We start from the raw sequence: 24,154 nt of genomic DNA on the forward strand, positions 1-24,154 counted from the left end.
TCGGTCTGCGGCAGTGGCGCCAAGGGCACGAGCGCTCAGCGACCGAGGCGGATCAGCAGGGCGCCGCCGCTCGCGATGGCCCCCAGCACGGCCACGCCGGTCCAGCCCGCCATCGCGAATACCGCGCTGCCCAGGGCGGCGCCGGCGGCCATGCCGAGGAACATCGTGGTGAAGAGCAGCGCGTTGAGCCGGCTGCGCGCGGCGGGATCCAGGCCGTAGACGATGGTCTGGTGAGCCACGAGCACCGCCTGCACGCCGAAGTCGAACACCACCGCGGTGATCACGAGCACGGCCAGCGCCATCGGCGTGCTCAGCCATGGCATCGCGGTCATCGCCACGAAGGCCAGTGCGGTCAGGGCGGCGCCGACCTTCGTGACGAGCGCCGGACCGCGCCGGTCCGACACGATGCCCGCGAGCGGCGCTGCGAGCGCGCCGGCGGCACCGACGAGACCGAAGGCCCCCGCACCGAACGTCCCCATCGCGAAGCGCTCGTGCAGCATGATCGCCAGCGTCGACCAGAAGGCGCTGAAGGCGACCGCCAGCAGGGCCTGGGCCGAGGCGGCGCGACGCAGCGCCGGCTGGTGCCGCCACAGGTCCGCCAGCGAGCGGATCAGTGCGCCATAGGTGGTGCGACGGGCCGGCGGCACCGACGGCAGCCAGCGCCAGCTGGCGGCGAAGGCCAGCGCGAGCGCCCCCGCGGCCATCCCGTAGACCCAGCGCCAGTTCAGGGTCTGCGCCACCAGGCCGCTGGCCACCCGCGACAGCAGGATGCCCAGCAGCAGCCCCGTCATGACCTTGCCGACGACCCGCCCGCGCTGCGCGACGCCGCTGAGCGCCGCCGCCATCGGCACCACGTCCTGCGCGAGCGTGGCGGTCAGACCCAGCACCGCGCTCGCCACGAGGAACGGGCCGTAGCCCGTGATCAGCGGGAAGACCAGCAGCGTGAGGATCAGCGCAGCGAACTTGGCCAGGATCACCCGGCGGCGATCGAATCGATCACCCAGCGGCGTCAGCAGGAGCAGGCCCAGCGCATAACCCAGCTGCGTCAGCATCGGCACCATCCCGATCTGGTGGGCGGTCGCGCCGAGATCGCTGGCGAGCTCGACCAGGATCGGCTGGCTGAAGTACAGGCACGACACGCCGAGGCCGGTCGAGACGGCGAGTAGCAGGATCATCGCGGCGGAGGGCGCGACGCCTTCAGGCGACGGGCCGACCACGGGGTCCGGCGCGGAGCGACTGTTCGGTGAAGGCGTCGACGCGTTCATCGAGGCGCGGGAACCCGATGGGATGACAGGGACGTCGGGGACGACGGGGGCGATGGCTGGCGTGCTGGTCATGGGGAACTTCCACAAGGCGGTCCGGTCGAAGTCGCGGCGGACCGTGCGGGACCTTGTCCTGCTCGGCGCGCCGTGAAGCGGTGACGGCAATGTAGAAATTCCGCGGACCGGCCAGTAGCTACCGGTCGGTGATTTGAGTAGCAACTCCCAGTTGAAACTGCCTGCCAGTCCGCGCTGGCGTCGTGCCTACGGCAGCGCTGCCTGACCGCAGGCGCGGAGCTCGGCTGCGGACAGATGGAAGGCCGTGCCGCCGCGCAGTTGCCCGGCGACGAAATCGATGAAGCGCCGGACGCGGACCGGCATGTCGGTGCGCTGCGCGTAGTACAGGTAGAAGCCCATGCGCTCGCTGACATGGCGGACCAGCAGCGGCACGAGCACACCGTCGCGGATGAACGCCGCCGCGTTGATGCCGTCGATCTGGCCGACGCCCATGCCGGCCAGCACCGCATGCATCTCCGCCTCCGGATCGCTGCAGCAGACCACGGGCTTCATCCCGCGATAGACCGTCTCGCCCTTGACCTGGAATTCCCAGGGCAGCGGCCGTCCCGTCCCCGGCTGCCGATAGCCGACGCTGTCGTGCTGCGCGAGGTCGTCCAGCGTCGATGGCGCGCCGTGGGCGGCCAGGTACTCCGGCGTGGCGCAGAGGATCAGCTGGATCGGAAAGAGCCGGCGGGACACCACCTGGTGGGTGGGCGCGTTGCCCGCCTTGAACCCGAGATCGATCCGCTCCCGGACCGCGTCCGTCGCGGCATCCTCCAGGATCAGGTCGAAGGTGATCCGGGGATGCGTCTTCCTGAACGCGGCGACCAGCGGCAGCACCACCTTGCGGCCGGTCGACCCGCCCGCGCTGATCCGGATCAGGCCCTCGTCCTCACGCGCCGCGCTCCGGATGCCCTCCAGCGCGGACGTGAGACCCTCCATGCTCGCCCGCACCGAGTCGAGCAGGCGCTGGCCCTCCTCCGTCAGCGAGTTCTTCCGCGTCGTGCGATGGAACAGCCGGACGCCGAGATGCTGCTCCAGCTGATGCACGCTCTTGCTCACCGCCTGCGCGGTCGTTCCCTGCGCCTGCGCGGCGCGGTTGAAGCTGCCGAGCTCGGCGGACCGGATGAAGGTCGAGATGGCGCGAAGTTCGTCCATGGAGCGAGCCGTTGGTGGGATCGCCCAGCATAGAACACCGCCTTCGCTACGCGCCTGTGCGCCTCGCTGTCTCGCTGTCTCGCTATTCGCGGATCGTGGCCTCGCCGGATTGGTCCGGATTGGTGCTTCCCGCGATGCCATCGCACTCCTAGCATGCGATTCCCTTTCACCGCCATGAGATCGAAGTCATGCGAATCGCATCGTTTGCCGCCGACGGCCGGCGTCACGTCGGCCTGGTCACCGACGACCTCCAGTCGATCACGCCCTTCGTGCTGAACGAGGCGGAGGCGGCGCTCGGCGCGCTGCCCATCATCGAGCGCGAGGCCGCCGGCCTGCCGCTGCCGCCGTTGGCCGCGTTCGTCGTGGCCATCGACGCGGTGCGGCTGCTGGCGCCACTCCCCAAGCCCCGCCGCAACCTGTTCTGCGTGGGTCGCAACTATCGCGCCCATGCGGCGGAGCTGAAGGACTCGGTGTTCCTGGACAGCGGCGCCGTGGTCGACCAGTGGCCGATCGTCTTCACCAAGGTGCCCGACTGCGTGGTGGGCCCGCACGCCGATATCCGGCTCCCTGGCGCGCACATCTCCGAACAGATCGACTACGAGGCGGAACTCGCCGTGGTCATCGGCAAGGGCGGCAAGAACATCGCGCGCGATGCGGCACTCGAGCACGTGTTCGGCTACACGATCGTCAACGACGTCACCGCCCGGGATGTGCAGGTGCGCCACTCGCAATGGGACCTCGGCAAGTCCTTCGACACCTTCTGCCCGATGGGCCCCTGGATCGTCACCGCCGACGGCTTCGACGTCGTGCGCAAGCGCGTGAAGTGCTGGGTGAACGGCGAGCTCCGACAGGACGGTCCGACGTCGCAGATGATCTTCGACATCCCGACCCTGATCGAGACCATCTCGCGCGGCATCACGCTCTTCCCCGGCGACGTGATCGCCACGGGGACGCCGGCCGGCGTCGGCATGGGGTTGTCCCCGCCGGTGTGGCTCCAGCGCGGCGACGAGATCCGCATCGAGGTGGACGGACTCGGCGCGCTCCACAACCGCGTGGTCTGAACCGCTCGACCGTACAAGGGGTCTCCCATGACAAGCATCGTGCGTCGGACATCGGGCATGGTTCTCGCCGCCCTCTCGCTGGGGCTTGCCGCGATCGCGTCCGCGGCGCCCCGTCCCTATCCGGACAAGGTCGTCACCCTGATCGTCCCCTTCCCTCCGGGCGGCGTGGCGGACACGCTCGCCAGGCCGCTGGCGGACGCCCTGCGGCGCGAGCTCTCCCAGACGGTCATCGTCGAGAACCGCGGCGGCGCGGGCGGCGCCCTGGGCATCGGCGTCGCGGCCCGGGCGCCTGCCGACGGGTACACCCTGCTGTTCAGCCTCAGCTCGTTCTCGATCCTCCCGGTCGCGGACCAGATCCTGGCGCGCAAGCCGCATTTCCAGCCCTCGCAATTCCAGCCACTGGCGCGCATCACCGCGGACCCGACGGTGCTCGTCGTGAGGTCCGACGCGCCCTGGCGCACGGTCGGAGAATTCGTCGCGGACGCGCGGCGGCGGCCCGGCAAGTTGAACTACGGCAGCTCGGGCAACTACGGCACGATGCATGTGCCCATGGAAATGTTCAAGGCCGCGGCGGGCTTCCAGATGACCCACGTGCCGTTCACCGGCGCGGGGCCGGCGGTGACGGGCCTGCTCGGCGGACAGGTGGACGCGATCGCGGCGGGCACCTCGTCCGTGCTTCCCTACCTCCAGGCCGGCCGGCTGCGCGCATTGGCCCACTGGGGCGACAAGCCGCTGGCCGCACTGCCCGACGTGCCCAGCCTCCAGCAGCGAGGCTGGGAGGTCCGGTTCTCGCAATGGTCCGGTGTCTTCGTTCCCGCCGGTACGCCCGAGCCGATCCAGGCGACCCTGCGCGAGGCGCTTCGCAAGGTCGCGGCGAGCCCGTCGCTCCAGCGGACGCTGCTGCAGATGGGCTCATCGATGGCCTACCTGGACGCGCCCGCTTTCTCTTCCTACATCCAACAGGACGCGCGGGTCGTGACCAGCACGGTCCGGCAGATGGGTCGATTGGAGTGAATGGCCCACGCGCTGCGGACGTGTTGGCGTCGGATCGTGCGCTCGCTGCTCCGCCAGCCAGGGTCGATCAGCGCCTGGCGCTTATCGACTCACTCGCAATTGCCCAACTCGATGATCGCGAAACCTTCGCGCGCAATCTCTTCAACGACAGGCTCCGGCGCAATTTCCATGTGGCAGAAGCGGCACTCCTCGGCCGACAGCTGATGCGCCGGCAGGCCCTTCGCGGCGAGGTACCTGCGGCCGAAGGCAAGCACCTGCTCCTGCGCGCGGGACGCGTCCGGCACGAGGATGTCGAAATGCATCAGGCGGCCGTCGGGACGGGTGACGTAGGTGTCGAACACGGCGATCTTCATGGGGTCCACATCGGGGAAGTTGTCGATGGCCCAGTGTGGAAGGCCGTGGCGCGACGAACGCCACTGAACGTCCAGCGCCCGCATCAGTTCGTCCGATGCGACATGCGGTCGACGTCACTGCCACTCTCACGCAGCGCTCGACTCGTCCTGCTGCACCAACCCCTGCCGCCACTCCCTCGGCGACTTCCCCACGCGCTGCGTGAAGACCCGCGACAGCGCTGATGCATTCGCATAGCCGAGCTGATCGCCGATCTGCTTGATCGAGCGGCCCAGCCGCAGCTGCTCCTGCGCGAGGCTCAGTCGCCAGTCGGCGAGATACGCCGCCGGCGCTTGTCCCACCAGTTCGCGAAAGCGCGCCGCGAACGCGCTGCGCGACATGCCCGCGCGTTCCGCCATGCGCTCCAGCGACCACGCCTCGCCCGGTGCCTCGTGCACCGCCGCCAGCGCGAGCGCGACGCGCGGATCGGACAGGCCCGTCACGAGCCCTGGCTGTACGCCCGCTTCTGCCGGGTGATCAATGAGCCACCGCAGCAGCTGGATCAGCACGACCTCGAACAGCCGGTCCGCCAGCACGCGTTGACCGCAGCGCAGTCGCTCCGTCTCCGAGAACAGCAGCTGCAGGGACATCTCCAGCCCCTCGACGCGCGCCAGCGGCAGCAGCACCAGCGGCGGCAGCGCGCGCGCCAGCGGATTGAGCGGACCGCCGTCGAACTCCAGCTCCGCGCAGGTGAAGTCGGAACCCTCGCGCGGCGGGTTGCGGAACTCGTGTGCAACCGGGCGCGGATAGAAGAGCAGCGAGGGCTCGTTCACGCGCAGCTTGCGCGGCAGGCCGACGCTCGCCGGATGGCGGAGCTCCATCTCTCCACGCTTCATCACATGAAGGAAGCCTCGCCCCGGCACCGGATCAAAGGGGTTCACGCCGCACAGCGGCCCGACGTGGAACAGCCGCGCGCGAACACGGAAGTGCTCCAGCAACGAGGACAAGCGGTCGATCGGCGGCAGCGACGCGGTCGATGAGGAGGATGCGGCAGCCATGGACGTTTGGATGCGTTTGATGGATTAAACGCGGCCAATGGTACTCCCGCGACGACCACACTGACGTCCGGCGGCCAACACAAGCAACACGCTGCTCGACACAGCCAACCGTCCCACACCATCGAAAGGAACCCTCATGTCCACCACTTCCCGCGTCGCCCTCGTCGATCCCAAGCAAGCCCAGGGCGACGCCAAGATCGCGCTCGACCAGATCCAGGGCGCCTTCGGCGCCACGCCGGCGATGTTCCGCGCCGTGGCCAACTCGCCCGCCGCCATCAAGAGCCTGTGGGGCAGCTTCGGCGCCCTCGGCGGCGGCGTGATCCCCGCGAAGCTGGGCGAGCAGATCGCCGTCGCCATCGCGGATCGCAACGCCTGCGAGTACTGCCTGGCCGCGCATACCGCGCTGGGTCGCAAGGCCGGCGCGAGCTCCGATGAAATGGCCGCCGCCCAGATGGGCGAGTCCGGCGACCCGAAGACCGCCGCCGCACTGCGCTTCGCGTTGAAGGTCGTCAACGACCGCGCCCAGGTCGACGACGCCGACGTGCAATCGCTGCGCGACGTCGGCTTCGACGACGGCGCCATCGTCGAGATCCTGGCGCACGTCGCGCTCAACCTCTTCACGAACTACGTGAACGTCGCGCTCGCGGTGCCGGTCGACTTCCCATCGGTGAAGCTCCGCCGCGCTTGAGCCCGCATGGCGGCCGGGCATGGCACATCCCTTGCACACCCGCGGGGCATGTCCGCGTCGACCGCCCTGCCCGCTCCCGCCGTTTCGACTGAAGTCCTCGATCAGGCCTCGCCTGACGAGGCCGCGCGCCGGCTCGCCTTGCTGCTCGCGAGCACCGGCGAGGGCATCTTCGGCATCGACATGGACGGCCGATGCACCTTCGTGAATCGCGCCGCCTGCGACACGCTGGGCTGGCGCACCGACGAGGTGCTCGGGCGCAACATGCATGCGCTGATCCACCACTCGCATGGCGACGGCAGCGGGTACCGGGAGTGCGACTGCCCGATCTTCAACGCCTTCCGCCGCGGCGATCCCTGCCGCATCGACGACGAGGTCCTCTGGCGCGCCGACGGCAGCGCCTTCCCGGCCGAGTACTCCAGTTACCCGCTCTTCGAGCACGGCGAGGTCCAGGGCGCCGTGGTCACCTTCGTCGACATCTCCAAGCGCAAGCATGCCGAGGAGCTGCTGCGGACCAGCCACGACCAGCTCGAACGCCGCGTCGCCGAGCGGACCTCGCAGCTGCGCGAACTCGCGCATCACCTCGAGGCCGTCCGCGAAACCGAACGCAAGCGCATCGCACGCGAGATCCATGATGAACTCGGCTCGCTCCTGGTCGCGCTGAAGATGGACGTCAACTGGCTGGAGCGCCGTGTCGGCGACGAAACCCAGCGCACCGCGATGGTCGCGAAGTGCCACCGCATGGGCGGTCTCGTCGACACCGCCGTCGACGCGGTCGGCCGCATCATCACGGACCTGCGTCCGAGCATCCTCGACCACCAGGGCCTGTGGGCCGCGCTGGAGTGGCAGGCGCAGGAGTTCCAGCTCGCCGGCAGCGACGAGCGCGAGGTGCGCTTCCGCATCTTCGTCGCCGCTGACGTCGTCCCGCCCGAAGGCGGCCTGGCGATCGCGGTATTCCGGATCTTCCAGGAGGTGCTGTCGAACGTGGCACGCCATGCGAAGGCCTCGCGCGTGGACATCCGCATCGACGTCGACGCGCCGCCGCATCCGGTGCTTTACCTGCAGGTCAGCGACGACGGCATCGGCGCGCGTGACGAGGCGCTCAACGATGCACGCAGCTACGGCGTGCTCGGCATGCGCGAACGCGCGGCGCAATTCGGTGGGAGGCTGGGCATCGCCAGCGCGCCCGGGCGCGGCACGACCGTGCGTCTGGTCATGCCGCTTGAAGGCGCATCGCCGGAAGGAAGTGCCTCATGACCATCCGCGTGCTGATCTGCGACGACCACCGCATCGTGCGCGAAGGGATCAAGCAGATCCTCGCCGAGGCCAGCGACCTGCGCGTGATGGGCGAAGCCGCGAATGGCCCCGAGGCCATCCAGCAGGTGCGCGCAGGCGCCGCGGCGGGCGCGGGGCCGGACGTCGTGCTGCTCGATATCGCGATGCCGCAGCGCGACGGACTCGACATCCTCAAGGCGCTGCGCAGCGAGTTCCCGAAACTTCCCGTGCTGATGCTCTCCACCTATCCGGACCGGCAGTACGCGGTGCGCAGCCTCAAGCTCGGCGCGGCCGGCTACCTCAACAAGAGCGCCGACAGCGAGCAGATGATCGACGCCGTGCGCACCGTCGCGCGCGGGCGCCGCTTCATCACGCCCAGCGTTGCCGAGCACCTGGCTGCCGCGATCGGCGACGGTGTCGCAGCAGACGACGGCGTGCCGTTGCACGAGGTGCTGTCGCACCGCGAGCATCAGGTCTTCCAGATGCTGGTGGCAGGACGCAGCGTCGGCGAGATCGCGGAGCAGCTCGTCCTGTCCTCCAACACCGTGTCGACCTACCGTGCGCGCATCCTCGAGAAGACGGGCGTGCGCAACGACGTGGAGCTGACGCTTTTCGCCGTGAGGCGCGAGCTCCTCGCGCCTTGAGGCCCGCCGTGTAGTTCCAGCCCTACACAAGAACCACGGCACGCACGATGCCGCGATAGCCCGCGCTTTCCTAGAGTGGAGACATCCGTCCACCGACCTGGAAAGCAGCGATGAGCGACCTCCGCCACGACCCTTACGACGCCGACAGACCGCTGCTGATGCGCTGCGCGTGCGGACGCCACGGCAGCGATGCGGAGCATGCGCGCGACGTGGCGCGCGAGCAGGCCGCGACGACCTTGCGCCGGCGCGCTGATGCGATGGATACGGCGGACATTGAAGCCGAGTCCAACCAGTTCGTCGAAGCCGCGCTGGTGAAGGCGCTGTTCCCGCAGGATGCGCTGCGGCGCCGTTTCCTGCGCGCGGTCGGCCGCGGCAGCGCGATGGCGGCGATCAGCAGCGTGCTGCCGATCGCGCCGCTGCAGGCGATGGCGCAGGAGCGCGGTGCGCTGGAGAAGAAGGACCTCAAGATCGGCTTCATCCCCATCACCTGCGCGACGCCGCTGATCATGGCGCACCCGCTGGGCTTCTATGCGAAGCAGGGACTGAACGTCGAGGTCGTGAAGACGGCCGGCTGGGCGCTGATCCGCGACAAGATGATCAACAAGGAGTACGACGCCACGCACTTCCTCAGCCCGATGCCGCTGGCGATCAGCCTGGGCCTGGGCGCGACGGCCACGCCGATGAACGTGGCGACGATCCAGAACACCAACGGCCAGGCGATCACGCTGGCGATGAAGCACAAGGACAAGCGCGATCCGAAGTCGTGGAAGGGCTTCAAGTTCGCCGTGCCCTTCGAGTATTCGATGCACAACTTCCTGCTGCGCTACTACGTGGCGGAAGCGGGCCTCGATCCGGATCGCGACATCCAGATCCGCGTCGTGCCGCCGCCGGAGATGGTGGCCAACCTGCGCGCCGGCAACATCGATGGGTTCCTCGGTCCGGATCCCTTCAACCAGCGGGCGGTGTTCGAGGAAGTCGGGTTCATCCACATCCTGTCCAAGGAGCTGTGGAACGGCCATCCCTGCTGCGCCTTCGGCACCAGCACCGAATTCATCCAGAAGAATCCCAACACCTTCGCCGCGCTGTACCGCGCGGTGCTCACCTCCGCCGCGATGGCGCGCGAGGCGCGCAATCGCGAGCTGATCGCCAAGGTCATCGCCCCACAGGCCTACCTGAACCAGCCGGAGACCGTGATCGCGCAGGTGCTCACCGGCAAGTTCGCCGACGGCCTGGGCAACGTGCGCGTCGTTCCGGACCGCGCGGACTTCGATCCGATCCCGTGGCAGAGCATGGCCGTGTGGATGCTCACGCAGATGAAGCGCTGGGGCTACCTGAAGGGCGACGTGAACTACCGGCAGATCGCGGAGAAGGTCTTCCTGCTCACCGACGCGAAGAAGCAGATGAAGGCGCTCGACCAGGCGGTTCCGGACGGCGCGTATCCGAAGTTCAGCGTCATGGGCAAGACCTTCGATCCCGCGCAGCCCGATGCCTACGTGGCCGGCTTCGCGATCAAGCGCGCGTGAGCGGGAAGCGCCGATGAACCCGCCGACATCGCTGAACGCGCGCGCCGCCCTGCTCTCGCTGCTGCTGCTCGGCCTGCTGCTGGGCATCTGGTTCCTGGCGACGATGAGCACCGGCACAGTCTCCTCCGCAGCTTCCGGGACGTCTGCCGCTGCGCCAGCGATGACGCCCGAGCAGATCGAATACGCCAGGCTGATGGGCAAGCCCGTGCCCGCCGACGCTGGTGGTGGTGGTGGTGGCGGCGGCGGTGGCGACGCCTCGCCGGTGACGGCGAAAAGCGGCTTCCCGACCCTGGCCCAGATGGGCACGACGATCGTCCACCACCTCGCCGATCCGTTCTACGACAAGGGGCCCAACGACAAGGGCATCGGCCTGCAGCTGGCGTACTCGCTGGGTCGCGTTGCGCTCGGGTATCTGCTCGCCGCGCTGGTCGCGATCCCGCTGGGCTTCGCGATCGGGATGAGCCCGCTGGTCCATCGCGCGCTCGATCCCTTCATCCAGGTGCTCAAGCCGATCTCGCCGCTGGCGTGGATGCCGCTGGCGCTCTACACGATCAAGGACTCGGCGGCGAGCGGCATCTTCGTGATCTTCATCTGCAGCGTCTGGCCGATGCTGATCAACACGGCCTTCGGCGTCGCCGGCGTGCGCAAGGAGTGGCTCAACGTCGCCCGCACGCTGGAGGTCCGCCCGCTGCGCCGCGCCTTCGAAGTGATCCTGCCCGCCGCCGCGCCGACCATCCTCACCGGCATGCGCATCAGCATGGGCATCGCCTGGCTCGTCATCGTCGCCGCGGAGATGCTGGTCGGCGGCACCGGCATCGGCTACTTCGTCTGGAACGAGTGGAACAACCTCAGCCTGCCCAACGTGATCTTCGCGATCCTCGTGATCGGCCTCGTGGGCATGGCGCTGGACGGGCTCTTCGCCCGCGCGCAGAAGGCGGTGACGTATGCGGATTGATCCGATGGAACACGGCGCCGCGGCGGCCGTCGATGCGGCACTGGTGCTGGTCCGCGTCGAGGGTCTGGCCAAGCGCTACGGCGACACCACCATTTTCGAGGACGTGAACTTCACGCTGCGCCAGGGCGAATTCGTCTGCATCGTGGGGCACAGCGGCTGTGGCAAGACGACGATCCTCAACGCGCTGGCGGGTCTGGAGCAGGCCAGCGAGGGCCACGTGATCGTCGACGGCCGCGAGGTCGTCGGACCGGGCCTCGATCGCGGCGTCGTCTTCCAGGGTCATGCGCTGATGCCCTGGCTGACGGTGCGGCAGAACATCGCCTTCGCGGTGCGCAGCAAGTGGCCGGACTGGTCGAAGGTGCAGGTCGATGAGCAGGTCTGCAAATACGTCGCGCTGGTCAGCCTGACGCCGGCGCTCGACAAGAAGCCGAGCCAGCTCTCAGGCGGCATGAAGCAGCGCGTAGGCATCGCGCGCGCCTTCGCGATCGAGCCGCGGATGCTGCTGCTCGACGAGCCTTTCGGCGCGCTGGATGCGCTCACGCGCGGCACCATCCAGGACGAGCTGCTGAAGATCTGCGCCGCGACGCGGCAGACGGTCTTCATGATCACGCACGACGTCGACGAGGCCATCCTGCTCGCCGACCGCGTGATGCTGATGTCGAACGGTCCGCGTGCGCGCGTGGCCGAGATCGTCGTGAACACGATGCCCCGCTCGCGCCAGCGCGCCACGCTGCACCACGATCCCCAGTACTACCCCATGCGCAACCACCTGATGGACTTCCTGGTGGAGCGCAGCCATCCCGTCACCACGCCAAGGAGCATTGCATGAGCCGACTCGACGTCACCGAAAAGATCATCGCCACCAAGGTGGCCAAGGGCCTGAAGTGGTCCGACGTGGCCGAGCAGGTCGGCCTCAGCAAGGAGTGGGTCACGGCCGGCTGCCTCGGCCAGATGACCTTCGACGACGCGCAGGCCGCGACGCTCGCGGCGATATTCGATCTCACCGAGGCGGAGACGCAGTGGCTCAAGGTGGTCCCGTACAAGGGCAGCCTGCCGACGTCGGTGCCGACGGATCCGCTGATCTACCGCTTCTACGAGTTGATCAGCGTGTACGGCACGACGTTCAAGGAACTGATCCACGAGGAGTTCGGCGACGGCATCATGAGCGCGATCGACTTCCGCATGGACCTGCAGCGCGAGCCCGATCCGAAGGGCGACCGCGTCAGCATCGTGATGAGCGGGAAGTTCCTGCCGTACAAGACGTATTGAGGGCTTCATCCGCCGTCTGGGCTTCGAACTGGCGAAGCGCCTTCTCAAAGGCCACGGTGGGACGATCTGCTCCACCCTCCTCGGCATGCCAGATCGTGGCGCCGGGAGCCCGACGATGGATCTGGGCGAGGAAGGCCAGAAACGCGGTGATGGTGGCCTCTGTCCATGCGGGCCCCTTCCTGTAATCAAAGGAAATGCAGTCGGGGGCTTCCAGACAGAGGGTCAACTCGGGCAGCTCCACGCCTGCAGACCGCAGCATGACAAGACCATGCCGGAATCCTTCTATGTCACCGTCGACAAAGGAACGGGCGGCCGAGGGAAGCAATGCCAGGGGAATGTCCCGCTGTTCGGCCTTGTGCCAGGCGGTCGGATTTCCGAAGACGCCGCATTGGGACGTGACCCAGGCGTACACGTCGATCATTTCCTCATACGACATGCCGTCGATGAAGACATCGGGCAGCGATCCGTCGTCGGGAGTGAAGAGGTCCAGGATCTGGCGCCACGGGGGCATGCGGCCTCGCAGAGGAGCGTGATGACGCGCCGCATCGTACGGCACGAACTCATTCAGCCCGCTGGCATCGCCGTCGGATCCATCCAGAGGGCGGCCCACAGATGACCGTCGGGATCGGCGAGGTCGCGGGTGTACATGAAGCCGTGGTCCTCCATCGGATTCACATCGGCCTGCCCGCCATTGGCGGCGGCAGCCTCGTTCATCGCGTCGACGGCGGCGCGACTCTCCAGGGCCAGCGACAGCATCAGCCCGCAGGAACCGGCCGGCGGGAACGGCCGCTGGGTGAAGGTCCGCCACTTGGCGTGCGTGACCAGCATGACCTGGATCGCGTCGCTCCAGACCATGGCGGCGCCGTCTTCACCGCTGAACTGCGGGTTCTGGCCGAAGCCCAGGGCCTTGTAGAAGGCGATCGAGGCGCCGAGGTCGCTGACCGGAAGGCTGATGAAGAGGCTCTTGGGCATGGTTCGCTCCGTGGGCAGGTTGAGTCGGGTCCCGCAGTGCGCAAGACGCCTTCTTCATCACGACGATCGAGCAGCCTCAGAATCGACACCGCCGCGCGGATACCTTGGAGGCCGTTGTCCCCCGTCAGCTACTTCGCCAACAGATCGATCGCGTCGTCGCGGCTGCCGGCTCTCAATCGGGTCACATGCAGCGCGACCAGCTTGTCATCGGGACGCTGGGCCGCCAGGACTTCGAATGCCGCGAGCGCGGCATCGTCGCCGCGTCGCATCCATTCGAAGGCGCTCGCGTAATCGACATCCGCTTCGACGGATTGCCCGTCCGCCGCCTGGGCCTCGTGGACCATCAGGTAGGTCGAACGTCCGGCCAGTCGCAAGCGTCCCACCGGCCGCGTCACGGCGCCTGGGCAGCCCCGCAGCGTGTCCTCCGAGACGCACAGCGAGGTCCCCAGGAACTTGTTGGCGCCTTCCAGCCGCGCCGCCGTGTTCACCGGATCGCCCAAGGCGCGGTAGTCGAAGAGCGTCGCCCCGCCGAAGTTGCCCACGGTCACTTCGCCGGTGTGCACGCCGATGCGCGTGTCGCAGAACGCGATCCCCTGCCGCTGCAACGCGTCGACATGCTCCCGCGCGAACGCCTGCATCTCCAGCGCGCAACGCAGCGCGCGCGCTTCGTGGTCGGCCTGCGGCACGGGCGCGGAGAACATGATCGCCACCGCGTCCCCCACGATCCGGTCCAGCGTGCCGTCATGCTTGAACGCGATGGCGATCATCCGGTCGAGGTAGGTGTTCAGCACCGACACCGCAACCGCCGGATCCATCGTTTCCATCCTCGCCGTGAAGCCTTGCAGGTCCGTGAACACGAAGCTGCATCGCTGGCGACGCCCACCCAGTTCAAGCGCCTGCGGGTTCGCGACCAGGTAGTCGATCAGGTTGGGCGACACGTAGCGCGAGAACGTCGTCTGCATCCAGCGTTGACGTCGCTCCGCCCACCGGTGACGCATCAGCATGGTCGGGGCGAAGACCAGCGCCATCGCCAGGACGGGTGCACCCGGATCCAGGAGCAGCCGCCCGAAGCGGAAGGACGTCCACGCCGCCAGTCCGATGGCCCCCACGAGACCCAGGAAAAGGAGACTCGACCGGCCCGGACGCGCCCTCATCGCGACGATCCCCACCGCGATGCAGCCGATCAACGCGACGATCGCCTCCGTCGCCGGTACCCATCCGGGTCTGCGCAGTTGCTGGCCCGACACGATCTGCTCCAGCGCCTGCGCATGGACTTCGACACCCGGGATGACGCCGCCCAGGGGGCTGAAACGCAGGTCGAGCAGGCCTTGCGCCGAGGTGCCGATCAGGACGATCCTGCCCTTCAACGACGCCGGCGGGACTCGCCCCTCCAACACCTGCCATGCCGGCAGGTAGCGCTCGGCCTGCGGGCGCGCGAAATGCATCCACAGGGCGCCGGTCTGATCGGTGTCGATCCGATGCGTGCCGATGCGCAGGTCGATGACTCCGCCCGCGTCCGCGGCGGCGTGGACGACATAGGCGTCCGCGCCGGCGGCCAGGCGCAGCGCCTCGGCGGTGAGCGAAGGCACCGGCCGCCCTTGCAGGCTGAACAGGAGCGGCACGCGGCGCACGACGCCGTCCACGTCCGGCATGAAGGTCATCGCGCCCTGCCCCGCCGCGGCCAGCTGCAGGTCGCGGAGATTGGACACGCTGCTCGAGAACGCCGGCACCGAACGGGTCGGCTCGCCGCCGACGGCGATGAAGCCGGCCTTGAACAGCAAGGGCCCGCCGGCGGCGTCGGCCGCGTCGCCCCCCTGCCGCGGTCCGGTCAGCGCGACGCCGAGTGCGACCCGCCCGCGTCGCAGCGCCTGCGCCAGCGTCTGGTCTGGATCGTCGGAAGCACGGCCCCCCGCATCCGCGCGCGTCTGCCCTTCCGGTTCGGGAAACATGATGTCCAGCGAGACGGACGCGGGCTCGAGCTGCCGCGTGGCATCCAGCAGGCGCGCCACCTGGGCCCGGGACCACGGCCATTGCCCGATGCGTCGCAGGCTTTCCTCGTCGATGTCGATGATCCGCACGGGAGGCGCCAGGTAGGGCCTCGGATGCCAGCGCTGGAACTGGTCGAACACCGCGTTGCGCGCCACGCGCAAAGGCACGGGATCGTGCACGACCAACGCCATCGCCGCCAGCATCGCGACCAGCGGCACCAGCCAGGCCAGGCGCGGCAGGCGTGGCAGACGGGCGCCGATCTCAGCCATTGGCGCCGGGGGCCTGGTAGGCGCTCGCGTCCTCGACGTCGATCTGCGACGGATCCAGGTGCTTGCGCGCGAAGTCGAGATAGACGCCCGAGCTCAGGAACAGGTTGAAGATGTCCGGATCGACGTGCGGTCCCGCCATCCGCTGCAGCACCGCCAGGGCTTCCGACAGTTTCTTGGGCTTCTTGTACGGACGGTCCGACGCCGTCAGCGCTTCGAAGATGTCGGCCACCGCCATGATGCGGCTCGGCACGGACAGCCGGTCCGGACCGAGCCGGCGCGGATAGCCCTTCCCGTCCATGCGCTCGTGATGCGTGCCGGCGTATTCCGGCACGCGGCGCAGATGCTTGGGGAACGGCATCTGTTCGAGCATGGTGACCGTGTGCACCATGTGCTCGTTGATCTTGTAGCGCTCCTCCTGCGTCAGCGTCCCGCTGCGCACGCCGAGGTTGTGCAGCTCGCCGCGGTTGTAGAGATGCTCCGGCACGTCCATCCTGAAGCCGTACGACGGATCCGGCCGGTCTTCCGCCGGCCGCGGCACGATGTCGCGCAGGCGGTCCGACAGCAGCGGTTCGCTGCAGGGCAGCTCGGGGTCGGCCTCGCCGCTGCGGCTCGCCAGCTCGGCCGCCGACAAGCCCAGACGGTCGTCGAAGTATCTCGTCCAACGGCGGGCGCCGACGCGATGCAGTCGATCGACCGCCTCATCGTCCATCGCCTCCGTGCCGACGTTGCACTTGGCCACGAAGGCGAAGTCGGCGTCGAGCTGCGCCAGCGCGGACTCATGCGCGGCCTGCGCGTCGTCGCTCCAGGCGCCGGCCAGGCGCGCCTGCAGCGAGGCGATCTCCAGGTCGCGCCGCATCACCTCGAAGCGCATCCGGACCTCGTGGATGCGGTTGTGGATGGTCTCCAGCTTGGTGGCCTTGTCGATGACGTATTCGGGCGTCGTCACCTTGCCGCAATCGTGCAGCCAGGCGCCGATGCGGAACTCCTCCCACTCTTCCTCGGACCGGAAGGCGAAGTGCTTGAGCGGGCCCTCGGTCGCCTCGCTCGCGGCGCGCGCGAGCATGATCGCCAGCTCCGGCACGCGCTCGCAATGGCGGCCGGTGTACGGGCTCTTCGCATCGATGGCATTGGCGAGCACGCGGATCAGGCTGCTCATCAAGTCCTTGTGCGACTCCACCAGCGACAGGTTGTCCAGCGCCACCGCGGCCTGCGCCGCGATCGCCTCCACCAGGCCCACCGTTTCGGGATCGAAGGGCACGATGGCCCCGCTCGCCGGGTCCAGCGCGTTCATGAACTGCAGCACCCCGATCGGCGCGCCGCCGCGGGGCGCGATCGGGACCGTCAGCATGGACACGGTTCGATACCCCGTCGCGACGTCGAAGGCGCGCGTGCCGGTCAGGTCGAAGCGGCTCTCCGCATACACGTCGTCGATCAGCACGGCGCGGTTGTGCAGCGCCGTGTAGACGGAGACGAAGTTCTCGTTGGGCCGGCCGGTCTGCTCGTGGTACAGCGGGATCTGCTGGGAGGGCAAGGGGTCGCTGCGGGTGCGGAGCTCGAAGCACAGGGTCTGCTGCTCCGTCACCATGTACATGGTCGCGCCGTCGCAATGCAGCAGCCGGCGGCCTTCTCCGAGCAGCTGCTGCAGCAGCGCCTGACGGTCCCGGCTCATGGACATCATGATGCAGGTCTCGATCAGGCCCTTGAGACGGACCGCGTCGGCGGAGCGCTCGGGAGCGCGCGATTCCGGGGACGTCATCGGTTCAACGCTTGAAGACGATCACGCCCGACACGTTGCCGATGCGGCTGTCGAAACCGTAGGCCACCCCGGCCCGCGTGCCCGCGGCGCCGGCGATCTGTCCGATCACCGAGACGTTGTTGCCCAGGCTGCCGGTACATCCACCCAGACATCCGGTGCCGGTGCTGGAGATCAGCGAGACCCCCGAGAAGCCGGACGCCGAAGTCTGCGTCGCCACGCCCACCAGCGAGAAGGTCTGGCCGGCCACGGGCACCGTGAGCGAATAGCTGGCCCTCCCGCCGAGTTGCAGCTGCAGCGAGGCGTTGAACGAGCCGGTGGCGCCGTTCACGGCGCCGGTGGCGACCAGCTTGCCGTCGGACTGCACGGTCGGCGCAGTGGACGCCATCGACGAGAACAGGCCGCTCACGGCGCCGACCGGCGTCTCGGCGATGGCGAAGTAGTGCAGCGTCGACAGGTTGCCGTTGCCAACGCCCTTGCCGTTGCCGGTGCCCTTGACCTTGCTCTGACCGTCGGTCCAACGGCCCCAGCCGATGACACCGTCGGAGCCGACGTCGATCGGCTTGCCTTTCTCGAGCATCGATTTGCCGGTCGTCGGGTTGTCCGCATCCACCAGACCGCCCGTCGGGTTGAAGTGCGCCTTGCCCTGGGTCAGTCCGGACGCGACTTCGCCCTTGTCGGTGCTCCACACCAGACCGAGCGTGACGTTGCCGTCCGGCAGCGGGATCGGACCGGGACCCGGTCCCGTTGGCGGTCCGGGCGGCGCCGGCGGCGCCGGAGGAGCCGGCGGCCCAGATGGGCCCGGTGCCGGTGCCGGTGAAGGTGAAGGTGAAGGTGAAGGTGAAGGTGAAGGTGAAGGTGCCGGTGTTGGTGCAGGTGCAGGTGCAGGTGCAGGTGCAGGTGCAGGTGCAGGCGATGGCGATGGCGAGGCTGCGGGTGGAGTCACCACCACGATCGGCGCGTTCTGGCCACCGGCGCCGGCGCCCGAAGGGGTTCCGACGACCGTGGCGCCCGGGAGTGGAGGCAGCGCATCGTCGTCCGCAGGCGCGCCGCCGGCCGTCCCCGGGGCGGCGACGGCCGGCGGCGTGAGGGCCGCCACCAGGAACTGCGACACCTGCTCGCCCGACGTTGGTGAGTGGCGGGTCGCGGGGACTTCCGCGGCGGGCGTCGCCGTCTCGGCCGAAGCGATCGCGACCGCGACCGCGTTGGCAGGCTGCAGGAGCACCAGCGGCTTGACGCTGACCGCCGGCTTCACGGCCCGGTTGGGCGTCAGGGCCATGAAGCCTTTGGGCACATCGACGCAACCCCCGTCGTTGCAGACCGCCACACGGCCGCCGATGACGCCCACCTCCAAGCCGCCCTCGCTGCCGACGGCCGCGGTGTACTCCGTCCCCCGGATGCCGATCGTGCCGGAGGGCGTGTCCAGCCGGTACTCCTCCGCGCGCGGATGGCCGATGCTTCCGCTGATCGTGCGCAGCGCGCCGCGGATCAGGCTCATGAAACCGCGCTCCTCGGCACCCGGCGCGTCCGCCACGCGGTAATCGTCCAGTCGCAGCGTCGTCTGCTCGCTGAGCGCCATCAGCGCGCCGTCGACCATGCGCAACTGCACGCGTCCTTTTCCGGTCTGCACCGTTTCGCCGGACTCGATCTGTGCACCGGTCTTGAGCTCGCGCACCTCGCCCTTGGCGGACACCGCGCGCACCTCGCCGCTCGAGAACAGCACCGTCGCAGACGGGCTCGACCAGGCCACGCCAGACACCGCGCACAGCGCGGCCATCGCCACCAGATGGCGCAGGCCGGGCGAGGAGGCGGCGCCGACGCGACGGTCGGAAGAACGTCGGAAGTCGAGGGTCATGGGAAGCTCCTGTGGAGGGTGAGCTGGAACGTGCTGCGCACGTAGTCGTACAGCACGACGTTGGACGCAGCGCGCGTGTAGCGCAGCTGGCCGGTGAATTCCCAGCGATCGCCCACGCGGTAGCGCAGGCCGGCCGAGGCCTCCTGCTGCCGGTCACGCCGGACGGTGTCGAAGAAGGCTTCCTCGCCGCCGTAGCGACGATCTTCGAACTGCGCTTCACCGACGAGGAACAGCTCGCCGGTCAGACGACGTTCGACGCCGACGCGAGCGCCGCGCCCGCGATGTCCGAAGGACGCGAAGGCGGGATCGGTGCGCTCGCGCGCGAGATAGACGCTGCCATAGACCAGCGTCGCGCCGCCGCCGAAGCTGCGCGCCAGGCCCAGACCCAGCACCGACCGGTCGTTGTCGCGGCCCGCGTCTTCGGGAAAGTCCTGGCGCGACCACTGACCGAAAAGGCTGCCCTGAAGCTGCTCATTGAACTGCGATTGCCATTGCGCGGTGATGCCGCCGACGTCGCGGTAACGCCGCGATCCGACCCGCGCGGACCCGGCCTGCAACGCGAGGGTCTGACTCTGCGAACCGGCCGTGTGCCGCACGCCGGCCGTCGCGTCCGCCAGCACCGTGTCCAGATCATGGACGTCGCGATTCGCGGTATGGCGCAGATTGGCGCCGCCGAGGAGGCTCCAGCCGTCCGACAGCGGCAGTTCCGCGAACGCCCCGGCCGCGGCGTTGCCGACGAGCGCGCCCTGGCGGCGGCTTTCCGGCGTGGTCTGGAAAAGGATGCCGCCGAATGCGGGGATCGCGAACTCGCCCTGGTTGGTCGCGCTGTTGACGTTGCTGTCGTAGCCGACACCGAGTTCCACATAGCCGGACACACGCGTCCCGCGCTGCGGGACGACCCGGTCGACGACGCCCAGCACGCGATCGATGGCGGCGGCGGCCTCCGGCGGCGCGTCGCCGGCCCGTGCGCGGGTCAGTTGCTCGCGCGCCCGTTGGACATCGCCGGCGGCCAGATAGGCCCGGCCCAGTTCGGCGCGCGCGAGCCTGTCGTCCGGACGTGCGTCGACGGCACGCTCCAACGCGAAGATGGCGCGCGTCACATGGCCGGCGTCCAGCGCGGCGATACCGAGGAGATAGTCGAATGCGGGATCGCCGGCCCGGGTGGGTTCCGCCGCGACCAGCAGGTCGTACGCGGCCGCGGCGTCATGCCGCGCCAGCAGGGACGACGCTCGATCAAGCAACGCATCCTGGGCCAGGAGGCCAGTGCTGCAGCAGGCGACGGCTGCGGCCAACGCAAGATGCCGTAGACCGGTCTTTCCGCTACGGGCGAAGAATCTGTTTTGGCGGGAACTCAATGTCACCTCGTTTTTATGGTGACTGCGCGAACGCAGCCCAACGGAGCATCATCGGCGTCGCGTCGATCGATTGAAGGCAGGGCGCGGACACCGCTGTGATTTCCTGCGCGCGGGGAACAAGACCGGCAAAACACGAAACGCGAATGTTCGCGATGCAGTCACGCTAAGTTCGGTGTCGCACGTTGCAGACACCGCCGTACGCTGTCCTACAGAGAGCTGCGATGTGCGGCTGCAAGGCCAATCGTCCTGAGGGTCAGGCCTTGACGGCGCTTGGAGTGCCGATGGCGCGGCGTCATAGAATCCCGCGCATGCAAGCCACGCGGACATCGATCAGGCGCTGGGCATGGCTCGTGAGCTTCACGATCCTGCTCGCGGCGATGCTGCCGTCGTTGTCGCAGGCGATGCTGGTGCATCAGGGCGCATCGTTTGCAGAGATCTGCTCCGCGACCGGCGCCAAGCTCGTGGTGATCGGCGCCGACGGCAATGTCGACACGAGCCGCGACAGCGCATCGCTGATGAGCTCGTCGATGAACTGCCCGTACTGCGCCATCCACCATGGCGCACCCGATCTGCCTCCCGCCACCGTCCAATGGACGCCGCCCGACGCGTTGAAGTTCGAGCGTCCGCAGCTGTTCTTCACCGCGCCGCGCCCGCTCTTCGCGTGGGCGCCTTCGCTCGCGCGCGGACCTCCCGCCGTCGCCTGATCGCCGCTCCGCGGTAGATGCGCACTTCGCTCCGTTCCGGACGCGAAGCACTCTTGGCCTGACCTGTTCGCCTTTGCCCGCGCTCACGCGCGCGTGCGCCCTGGCATGCCAAGGTCACTCCACGCCTTCTCGATCATGCGACACCCTTCTCCCGCACCGCGCGCGCCCGACGCGCGCCGCCGTGCCTTGACCATCGCCGCCTGCCTGCTGCCGTTGGCGGCCTGCAAGCCCTCCCCATCCTTCCACGGCATCGATCTTTCGCTGGTGGGCTACGCGAGCGACTTCGCGCTCCAGGGCTCTGATGGCCGACCGCATCGGCTGGCCGACTTCCGCGGCAAGGTCGTGATGATGTTCTTCGGCTTCACGCAGTGCCCCGATGTCTGCCCGACCGCGCTCACGCGCGCCGCGGCCGTGCATCAGATGCTGGGCGAGGACGCGAAGGACTTCCAGGTCCTCTTCGTGACCATCGACCCGGAGCGCGACACCGCGCCGGTGCTCGCGGCCTACACCGCCGCGTTCAACCCGAGCTTCCTCGGGCTCTACAGCGACCTCGACGGCACCGCCGCGGTCGCCAAGGAGTTCAAGGTCTATTACGGCAAGGTGCCCACGGGCAGCAGCTACACGATGGACCACTCGACGATCAGCACCGTCTTCGACCGCCAGGGCAAGGCGCGTCTGGCCATCAAGCATGAGATGAGCGCCGCGGACCTGGCCGCGGACGTGCGCCAGCTGCTCAAGGCCTGACCCCTTTCCCACCACACATTTTTCGGAGAACCCCCATGACCTTCAAGATCCACACGCTGCTGCTCGTCGCGGGCTCGCTGCTCGCTTCCGTCGCCCACGCCCAGGTGAAGATCGACGACGCCTGGGTGCGCGCCACCGTCCCGCAGCAGAAGGCGACTGGCGCCTTCATGAAGCTGACCTCAGCCAAGGACACCCGGCTCGTCGCCGTCAGCACGCCGCTGACGCCCAAGGCCGAGGTGCATGAGATGGCCATGCAGGACAACGTGATGCGCATGCGCCAGATCCCGGCGATCGAGCTGCCGGCGGGCAAGACGGTCGAACTCAAGCCCGGCGGCTTCCATCTGATGTTCCTGGACCTGCCTGCGCAGGTGAAGGCCGGCGACCAGGTGCCGCTGACGCTGATCTTCGAGGACCGCAACGGCGCCCGGCAGACCGTCGACGTGAGAGCGCCGGTGCGCGCGCTCAATGCGGCGATGCCGGCGAAGGACGACAAGGGCGGCGGTCACGGCGACCACGCGCATTGAGGCCTCCCTGACCGCCCACTTCCGGAGCCCGCATGTCGCCCACGCCCGCTTCAGCCATGCCGGATTCGTCGCTGTATCGACGCGTCTGGCGATGGCACTTCTACGCTGGTCTGATCTGCCTGCCGATCCTCGCGCTGATGGCCATCACCGGCGCCCTGTACCTCTACAAGGACGCCATCGAATCGCGCATCGATGCGGGGTGGCGCTTCGTCCCTCCGACGTCGAGCCCCGGGTTGGACGGCGAGTCGCTGGTGCGGCGCGCGCTCGCCGCGCAACCCGGCACGGCGATGCGCTTCGTCGCGCCGGTCGCATCGGACCGGAGCGCCGAGGTGGGTGTGCGCACCGACGCGGGCGTCGTCACGGTCTATCTGGACCCGGCGAGTGGGCGCGTGCTGGGTCAGCAGCGGGACGACCGCAAGCTGATGGAGGTGGTCAAGCGGCTGCACTCGCTGGCGCTCGCCGGACCGGCCGCGAATTACGCGGTCGAGATCGTCGCAGGCTGGGCCATCGTGCTGGTGGTGTCAGGTCTGTTCCTCTGGTGGCCGCGTGGCCGGTCAGGCGGCGTCCTTACCGTGCGAGGGCGTCCATCGCAACGCACCTGGTGGCGGGATCTTCACGCGGTGACCGGCGCGGCGGCCGCCGTGGCGATCCTGTTCCTCGCCGTCACGGGCATGCCCTGGTCGGCGTACTGGGGCAAGCAGTTCGGGCGCCTGACCAACGACTGGGGCGTCGGATTGCCGAAGGACCTCTGGGGCAAGCCCGCCTCGACGCCGCCCTTGTCCAGCCTGGGCGACACGCCCTGGACGCTGGTGCAGGCGGCTCTGCCTGAATCGGAGGGACACACGGGCCATGACGCCGCGACGACCGCCGCCGATCATGCCGCCCACTCAGGCGCGAAGCATGGCGAGTCATCCGCCCCCGAGGCAGGTCCTGCGGTCGTGCCGTTCGGATTGAATCAGGCGATTCGCGTCTTCGAGGTCCAGGGGCTGCCGCCGGGCACGCCCGTGAGCCTGCCCGTCGGGCCCAAAGGCGTCTACACGGCCATGTCCATGCCGGATGACGTCGTGCAACAGCGCGTGGTCCATCTGGACCGGTACACGGGGCGGGTGCTGGCCGACGTCGGCTATCGGGACTATGGCGTCGTCGGCCGGGCGGTCGAGTGGGGCATCCAGCTCCACACGGGTCGGCAGTTCGGCTGGCTGAACCAGCTCGTGATGCTCGCGGGCTGCCTGTCCATCGTGGGTCTGGCCGTCTCCGCCGTCGTGATGTGGTGGAAGCGTCGCCCCCGCGGCCGGCTCGCGGCGCCGCCGCGCCGGGCAGGTGATCGCGCGGCCATCGGGGCGATCGTCGTCGCCGCTGCGCTGGGCGCGCTCTATCCGCTGCTCGGTGCCTCCATGATCGCGGCACTCGTCATCGACGCCGTGGTGCCCAGTCGCTGGCATGAGCGCTTCGGGCTCTAGTCCCGGGCGCGTCGGGCTTCTAACCACTCGCGCTTCCCGTCGAGCGCTTCAGGTGGGGCGAAGCCCGCCTCATGCAGCAGCTGCGCGATCGCCGGCTCGTCCATCGGCACGACGGCGAACGAATGCGTCCACGCGTCGTCACCCATCGAGTACTTCAAGGTCATGCGCACGCGCAGCGTGCGCGGCGGTAGAGCTCGACTGAACAGCCGTCCTGGGTCTGCGCACCGGGACCGGTGCCGCT

Annotated in this window: 24 protein-coding genes; 13 read left to right on the top strand and 11 right to left on the bottom strand. The window is 68.8% G+C overall.

The features are described 5' to 3' along the window. Positions 1–35: 35 nt before the first annotated feature. Positions 36–1,265, bottom strand: a complete 1,230-nt coding sequence (locus ABE85_RS11660; protein WP_082938547.1) for an MFS transporter — start codon at positions 1,263–1,265, stop codon at positions 36–38. Between the two features lie 258 nt (positions 1,266–1,523). Further along, the gene (locus ABE85_RS11665) at positions 1,524–2,474 is read right to left on the bottom strand and encodes a LysR family transcriptional regulator (protein WP_067274303.1); all 951 of its coding nucleotides are present in this window, start codon (positions 2,472–2,474) and stop codon (positions 1,524–1,526) included. A gap of 188 nt (positions 2,475–2,662) precedes the next feature. On the opposite strand from ABE85_RS11665, the gene ABE85_RS11670 reads away from it, so the two are divergent. Both ABE85_RS11670 and ABE85_RS11675 read left to right on the top strand, forming a co-directional pair. After that, positions 2,663–3,535 (top strand): fumarylacetoacetate hydrolase family protein, encoded by an 873-nt coding sequence (locus ABE85_RS11670; RefSeq protein WP_067274305.1) that lies wholly within the window; start codon positions 2,663–2,665, stop codon positions 3,533–3,535. A gap of 57 nt (positions 3,536–3,592) precedes the next feature. Beyond that, positions 3,593–4,549 carry a tripartite tricarboxylate transporter substrate binding protein gene (locus ABE85_RS11675; protein ID WP_067274309.1) on the top strand — a complete coding sequence of 319 codons (957 nt, stop codon included), beginning with the start codon at positions 3,593–3,595 and terminating at the stop codon, positions 4,547–4,549. Positions 4,550–4,638: 89 nt separating this feature from the next. On the opposite strand, the gene ABE85_RS11680 is transcribed toward ABE85_RS11675, so the two are convergent. Continuing rightward, a complete protein-coding gene (locus ABE85_RS11680; RefSeq protein WP_231993285.1) occupies positions 4,639–4,986 on the bottom strand; it encodes a DUF2024 family protein in 348 nt (115 codons plus the stop codon). A gap of 42 nt (positions 4,987–5,028) precedes the next feature. Further along, positions 5,029–5,937 carry an AraC family transcriptional regulator gene (locus ABE85_RS11685; RefSeq protein ID WP_067274312.1) on the bottom strand — a complete coding sequence of 303 codons (909 nt, stop codon included), beginning with the start codon at positions 5,935–5,937 and terminating at the stop codon, positions 5,029–5,031. Positions 5,938–6,073: 136 nt separating this feature from the next. Between ABE85_RS11685 and ABE85_RS11690 the strand changes: the two genes are divergently transcribed. From ABE85_RS11690 to cynS, 7 genes are all read left to right on the top strand, one after another. Beyond that, positions 6,074–6,625, top strand: coding sequence for a carboxymuconolactone decarboxylase family protein (locus ABE85_RS11690; protein WP_067274315.1), 552 nt, complete (start codon positions 6,074–6,076; stop codon positions 6,623–6,625). A 48-nt stretch (positions 6,626–6,673) separates the two neighbouring features. Continuing rightward, complete coding sequence (locus ABE85_RS11695; RefSeq protein WP_067274318.1) at positions 6,674–7,879, top strand: PAS domain S-box protein; 1,206 nt, start codon at positions 6,674–6,676, stop codon at positions 7,877–7,879. Then, complete coding sequence (locus tag ABE85_RS11700; protein ID WP_067274321.1) at positions 7,876–8,541, top strand: response regulator transcription factor; 666 nt, start codon at positions 7,876–7,878, stop codon at positions 8,539–8,541. Before ABE85_RS11695 ends, ABE85_RS11700 begins: the two co-directional genes overlap by 4 nt. A 110-nt stretch (positions 8,542–8,651) precedes the next feature. Beyond that, a complete protein-coding gene (locus ABE85_RS11705) occupies positions 8,652–10,064 on the top strand; it encodes a CmpA/NrtA family ABC transporter substrate-binding protein (protein WP_067274325.1) in 1,413 nt (470 codons plus the stop codon). A gap of 13 nt (positions 10,065–10,077) precedes the next feature. Then, positions 10,078–11,019 carry a nitrate ABC transporter permease gene (ntrB, locus tag ABE85_RS11710; protein ID WP_067274328.1) on the top strand — a complete coding sequence of 314 codons (942 nt, stop codon included), beginning with the start codon at positions 10,078–10,080 and terminating at the stop codon, positions 11,017–11,019. A 4-nt stretch (positions 11,020–11,023) separates the two neighbouring features. Beyond that, the gene (locus ABE85_RS11715) at positions 11,024–11,848 is read left to right on the top strand and encodes an ABC transporter ATP-binding protein (RefSeq protein WP_067274331.1); all 825 of its coding nucleotides are present in this window, start codon (positions 11,024–11,026) and stop codon (positions 11,846–11,848) included. After that, positions 11,845–12,288, top strand: coding sequence for a cyanase (gene cynS, locus ABE85_RS11720; RefSeq protein WP_067274334.1), 444 nt, complete (start codon positions 11,845–11,847; stop codon positions 12,286–12,288). The genes ABE85_RS11715 and cynS overlap by 4 nt, the downstream gene beginning before the upstream one ends. Here cynS and ABE85_RS27530 read toward each other — a convergent pair. The 6 genes from ABE85_RS27530 to ABE85_RS11745 form a co-directional block, all read right to left on the bottom strand. Continuing rightward, on the bottom strand, positions 12,242–12,844 hold the full coding sequence (locus ABE85_RS27530; protein WP_157522248.1) for a hypothetical protein: 603 nt from the start codon (positions 12,842–12,844) through the stop codon (positions 12,242–12,244). The two genes, cynS and ABE85_RS27530, sit on opposite strands and share 47 nt — an antisense overlap. 8 nt (positions 12,845–12,852) lie before the next feature. Next, positions 12,853–13,260 (bottom strand): VOC family protein, encoded by a 408-nt coding sequence (locus ABE85_RS11725; protein ID WP_067274337.1) that lies wholly within the window; start codon positions 13,258–13,260, stop codon positions 12,853–12,855. A 128-nt stretch (positions 13,261–13,388) separates the two neighbouring features. Beyond that, positions 13,389–15,518: a CHASE2 domain-containing protein gene (locus tag ABE85_RS11730; protein WP_067274340.1), complete on the bottom strand. Its 2,130-nt coding sequence runs from the start codon at positions 15,516–15,518 to the stop codon at positions 13,389–13,391. After that, positions 15,511–17,274: an HD domain-containing phosphohydrolase gene (locus ABE85_RS11735; RefSeq protein WP_067274342.1), complete on the bottom strand. Its 1,764-nt coding sequence runs from the start codon at positions 17,272–17,274 to the stop codon at positions 15,511–15,513. The genes ABE85_RS11730 and ABE85_RS11735 overlap by 8 nt, the downstream gene beginning before the upstream one ends. A 4-nt stretch (positions 17,275–17,278) precedes the next feature. Further along, positions 17,279–19,126: a FecR domain-containing protein gene (locus ABE85_RS11740; protein WP_067274344.1), complete on the bottom strand. Its 1,848-nt coding sequence runs from the start codon at positions 19,124–19,126 to the stop codon at positions 17,279–17,281. Beyond that, positions 19,123–20,367: a surface lipoprotein assembly modifier gene (locus tag ABE85_RS11745; RefSeq protein WP_067274348.1), complete on the bottom strand. Its 1,245-nt coding sequence runs from the start codon at positions 20,365–20,367 to the stop codon at positions 19,123–19,125. The genes ABE85_RS11740 and ABE85_RS11745 overlap by 4 nt, the downstream gene beginning before the upstream one ends. Before the next feature lie 422 nt (positions 20,368–20,789). Here ABE85_RS11745 and ABE85_RS11750 point away from each other — a divergent pair, with 422 nt between their 5' ends. The 4 genes from ABE85_RS11750 to ABE85_RS11765 all read left to right on the top strand — a co-directional run bounded on the left by ABE85_RS11750 (position 20,790) and on the right by ABE85_RS11765 (position 23,913). Then, entirely contained in the window at positions 20,790–21,185 is a 396-nt protein-coding gene (locus ABE85_RS11750; RefSeq protein ID WP_067274349.1) for a DUF2946 domain-containing protein, read from the top strand. 135 nt (positions 21,186–21,320) lie between these two features. Beyond that, positions 21,321–21,929, top strand: coding sequence for an SCO family protein (locus tag ABE85_RS11755; protein WP_067274351.1), 609 nt, complete (start codon positions 21,321–21,323; stop codon positions 21,927–21,929). 35 nt (positions 21,930–21,964) lie between these two features. Then, positions 21,965–22,453 (top strand): copper chaperone PCu(A)C, encoded by a 489-nt coding sequence (locus tag ABE85_RS11760; RefSeq protein ID WP_067274354.1) that lies wholly within the window; start codon positions 21,965–21,967, stop codon positions 22,451–22,453. Between the two features lie 32 nt (positions 22,454–22,485). After that, positions 22,486–23,913, top strand: coding sequence for a PepSY domain-containing protein (locus ABE85_RS11765; protein ID WP_067274356.1), 1,428 nt, complete (start codon positions 22,486–22,488; stop codon positions 23,911–23,913). On the opposite strand, the gene ABE85_RS27535 is transcribed toward ABE85_RS11765, so the two are convergent. After that, on the bottom strand, positions 23,910–24,077 hold the full coding sequence (locus ABE85_RS27535; protein ID WP_157522251.1) for a hypothetical protein: 168 nt from the start codon (positions 24,075–24,077) through the stop codon (positions 23,910–23,912). The two genes, ABE85_RS11765 and ABE85_RS27535, sit on opposite strands and share 4 nt — an antisense overlap. Positions 24,078–24,154: the final 77 nt, after the last annotated feature.

The sequence above is a fragment of the Mitsuaria sp. 7 genome (genome assembly GCF_001653795.1).
Lineage (GTDB): Bacteria > Pseudomonadota > Gammaproteobacteria > Burkholderiales > Burkholderiaceae_C > Roseateles.

Bases quoted from the DNA above. Each gene is read 5' to 3' on its own strand.
- ABE85_RS11705 (WP_067274325.1), top strand. From the start codon at position 8,652: ATGAGCGACCTCCGCCACGACCCTTACGACGCCGACAGACCGCTGCTG.
- ABE85_RS11680 (WP_231993285.1), bottom strand. From the start codon at position 4,986: ATGCGGGCGCTGGACGTTCAGTGGCGTTCGTCGCGCCACGGCCTTCCA.
- ABE85_RS11665 (WP_067274303.1), bottom strand. From the start codon at position 2,474: ATGGACGAACTTCGCGCCATCTCGACCTTCATCCGGTCCGCCGAGCTC.
- ntrB (WP_067274328.1), top strand. From the start codon at position 10,078: ATGAACCCGCCGACATCGCTGAACGCGCGCGCCGCCCTGCTCTCGCTG.
- ABE85_RS11685 (WP_067274312.1), bottom strand. From the start codon at position 5,937: ATGGCTGCCGCATCCTCCTCATCGACCGCGTCGCTGCCGCCGATCGAC.
- ABE85_RS11735 (WP_067274342.1), bottom strand. From the start codon at position 17,274: ATGACGTCCCCGGAATCGCGCGCTCCCGAGCGCTCCGCCGACGCGGTC.
- ABE85_RS11730 (WP_067274340.1), bottom strand. From the start codon at position 15,518: ATGGCTGAGATCGGCGCCCGTCTGCCACGCCTGCCGCGCCTGGCCTGG.
- ABE85_RS11765 (WP_067274356.1), top strand. From the start codon at position 22,486: ATGTCGCCCACGCCCGCTTCAGCCATGCCGGATTCGTCGCTGTATCGA.
- ABE85_RS11675 (WP_067274309.1), top strand. From the start codon at position 3,593: ATGGTTCTCGCCGCCCTCTCGCTGGGGCTTGCCGCGATCGCGTCCGCG.
- ABE85_RS11660 (WP_082938547.1), bottom strand. From the start codon at position 1,265: ATGAACGCGTCGACGCCTTCACCGAACAGTCGCTCCGCGCCGGACCCC.
- ABE85_RS27535 (WP_157522251.1), bottom strand. From the start codon at position 24,077: ATGACCTTGAAGTACTCGATGGGTGACGACGCGTGGACGCATTCGTTC.
- ABE85_RS11695 (WP_067274318.1), top strand. From the start codon at position 6,674: ATGTCCGCGTCGACCGCCCTGCCCGCTCCCGCCGTTTCGACTGAAGTC.
- ABE85_RS11670 (WP_067274305.1), top strand. From the start codon at position 2,663: ATGCGAATCGCATCGTTTGCCGCCGACGGCCGGCGTCACGTCGGCCTG.
- ABE85_RS11715 (WP_067274331.1), top strand. From the start codon at position 11,024: ATGGAACACGGCGCCGCGGCGGCCGTCGATGCGGCACTGGTGCTGGTC.
- ABE85_RS11755 (WP_067274351.1), top strand. From the start codon at position 21,321: ATGCGACACCCTTCTCCCGCACCGCGCGCGCCCGACGCGCGCCGCCGT.
- ABE85_RS11750 (WP_067274349.1), top strand. From the start codon at position 20,790: ATGCAAGCCACGCGGACATCGATCAGGCGCTGGGCATGGCTCGTGAGC.
- ABE85_RS11760 (WP_067274354.1), top strand. From the start codon at position 21,965: ATGACCTTCAAGATCCACACGCTGCTGCTCGTCGCGGGCTCGCTGCTC.
- ABE85_RS11700 (WP_067274321.1), top strand. From the start codon at position 7,876: ATGACCATCCGCGTGCTGATCTGCGACGACCACCGCATCGTGCGCGAA.
- ABE85_RS11690 (WP_067274315.1), top strand. From the start codon at position 6,074: ATGTCCACCACTTCCCGCGTCGCCCTCGTCGATCCCAAGCAAGCCCAG.
- cynS (WP_067274334.1), top strand. From the start codon at position 11,845: ATGAGCCGACTCGACGTCACCGAAAAGATCATCGCCACCAAGGTGGCC.
- ABE85_RS11725 (WP_067274337.1), bottom strand. From the start codon at position 13,260: ATGCCCAAGAGCCTCTTCATCAGCCTTCCGGTCAGCGACCTCGGCGCC.
- ABE85_RS11740 (WP_067274344.1), bottom strand. From the start codon at position 19,126: ATGACCCTCGACTTCCGACGTTCTTCCGACCGTCGCGTCGGCGCCGCC.